A 2,277-nucleotide genomic window follows, 5' to 3' on the forward strand; every position below is an offset into this window, starting at 1 on the left:
TCCTTGGCCTGGATGTAGGAGGCGAGGCCATAGACGGTGTCGTTGGCGGTGTTGATCACCTCGTCGACGCTGTCATAGGGCATGATCGCCAGCACCGGCCCAAAAATCTCTTCGCGCGCGATGCGCATGTCGTGGGTGACGTCCGCGAACACCGTCGGCCTGACATAATAACCGCGGTTGAGTTCGGCCGGACGGCCAGGGCCGCCAGCGACTAGCGTCGCACCCTCGTCGATGCCGGCCTGGATCAGGTCCTGGATCTTGTCGAACTGGACCTGGTTGACGACCGGGCCGAGTTTGGTGCCGGCAGCGTCGGCGGGGCCGACGGTGAACTTTTCCGCAGCCGCCTTGGCATAGCCGGCCGCCTCGTCGTGGCGGTCACGCGGCACGAACATGCGCGTCGGCGCGTTGCAGGACTGGCCGCTGTTGCTGAAGCAACCGGCGACGCCCTTGGAGACGGCGCTTGCGAGGTCGACATCCCCGAACAGGATGTTGGCCGACTTGCCGCCAAGCTCCTGATGCACGCGCTTGACCGTGTCGGCGGCGGCCTTGGCCACCAGGATGCCGGCGCGGGTCGAACCGGTGAACGACATCATGTCGATGTCGGGATGGCTGGACAGCGCCTGGCCGACGCCCGGACCGTCGCCATTGATGAGGTTGAACACGCCCTTCGGCACGCCGGCCTCGTCGAGGATTTCGGCGAAGATGATGGCGTCGAGCGGCGCGATCTCTGAGGGCTTGAGCACCATGGTGCAGCCGGCGGCAAGCGCCGGACCGACCTTGCAGGTGATCTGGTTGAGCGGCCAGTTCCACGGCGTGATCAGGCCGACGACACCGATCGGCTCCTTGACCACGAGATGATTGCCCTTCACGTGGCGGAACTCGAAACTCCCTAGCACGTCGGCCATCTTCTGCAGATGCGCAAGGCCGATGCCGACCTGGCTGTCCAATGCCATCTGGCGCGGCGCACCCATTTCGCGCGACACGGCAACCGCCAGATCGGCGCTGCGCTTCTTGTAGACCGCGATGATGCGGTTCAGGAGTTCGAGCCGCTCGCCGACCTCGGTGAAACCAAAGCTGTTGAAGGCGCGCTTGGCTGCGGCCACCGCCTTGTCGACATCGGCCTTGGAGCCGAGCGAGATCTGCGCGAAGGCATCCTCATTCGACGGGTCGATGACGTCGAAAGTGTTGGGCACAACAGGATCGACCCACGCGCCATCGATATAGAATTGCAGATTGTGTGACATGGTTTGCTCCTTGGGATGCACCGCATGGCCGTGCCGGCCGTCATATGTGGCTGGAGATAACGATGCACAACCGCCGCTGTCAAACGCAACCCCGGAAGTGGTTGACCCAGTGCGCGAGTCGTTGAGCCAGAGCGAGGCTGGATTACAGCAAGATATGTCCAGCCTCGACCAGAAACCGCCTCGCGGCGGCCTGATCCGTCGCTTTCACCAACAGATGGTCGCCATCGAAAGTGGACACCACGAAGATGCCCAACCCGTTCTCCGACAACGGCCTTATGACCGACAGCACGATACCGGTTTCGTCGAAGGCAAACGGCCCCTGGAGTTTGAAGGCCACCCAGTCACCGTCCTGCCTGACGCTATCCGGCACACGATCCTGCAGACAAACGATCGAAAGTTCGTCGTCGGTCCTTGTGATGCTGACGAAGCCTGGCCCGTCCGCCCAACCGGGAATGGCGTCGCCCGCCTCCAGCCGGGAAACCGCGTAATGCCCTGAGAGTTGCCTAAGCCTGACGCTGATGGACATTGTCGAACTCCTTCCTCAGATTACCGGTGATCCCGCGAGCCTCTTGCTCATATAGACCGTCATGCCGCCCATGAACGGCTCTTCCCGATCGATCACATAGCCATGCTTTTTGTAAAGCGACACATTGGCCTCGAAGGCGCCATTGGTCAGCAGGCGAAGCTCGAGGCGGCCCGCTTCGATTGCCTTGCGCTCGGCCAGTTCCAGCAGCAGCCGGCCGATCCCCCTGCCCTGCGCCTGCGATGCGACGCAGACATTCTCGATCCAGAGGTGATCGTCGGCCAGGATGGTTTCGATCATCCCGACAATGGCGCCATCCTCGACGGCGAGATCGAACGGATGCTCGGCCACCGCCTTCTCATAGTCAGCGCGCATCGGCAGCGGCTCGCGGCCGATCACCGGCACCCATTTGGCATAGGCGGTGCGCACAATGTCCCGGATCGCGGCGGCATTCGCCGGCGTGGCCGGCCGAAGTCGGATGGACGAAACGATGGTCATGAAGTGCTCCAG

The 2,277-nt window shown here is 63.0% G+C and carries 3 protein-coding genes; all 3 read right to left on the reverse strand.

Annotated elements, in window-relative coordinates:
- On the reverse strand, nt 1-1,244 hold a 1,244-nt coding region (locus tag EN935_RS31935; RefSeq protein ID WP_164771525.1), incomplete at its 3' end, for an aldehyde dehydrogenase family protein.
- 142 nt (nt 1,245-1,386) lie between these two features.
- A complete protein-coding gene (locus EN935_RS31940; RefSeq protein WP_109660375.1) occupies nt 1,387-1,770 on the reverse strand; it encodes an ACT domain-containing protein in 384 nt (127 codons plus the stop codon).
- Between the two features lie 15 nt (nt 1,771-1,785).
- The coding region (locus tag EN935_RS31945) for a GNAT family N-acetyltransferase (RefSeq protein WP_245489105.1) at nt 1,786-2,277 on the reverse strand (492 nt) is incomplete at its 5' end.

The organism is Mesorhizobium sp. M7D.F.Ca.US.004.03.1.1 (assembly GCF_003998635.1).
Lineage (GTDB): Bacteria > Pseudomonadota > Alphaproteobacteria > Rhizobiales > Rhizobiaceae > Mesorhizobium > Mesorhizobium loti.

Excerpts from the sequence above, each read along its gene's own strand:
- EN935_RS31940 (WP_109660375.1), bottom strand. The coding sequence starts at position 1,770 with ATGTCCATCAGCGTCAGGCTTAGGCAACTCTCAGGGCATTACGCGGTT.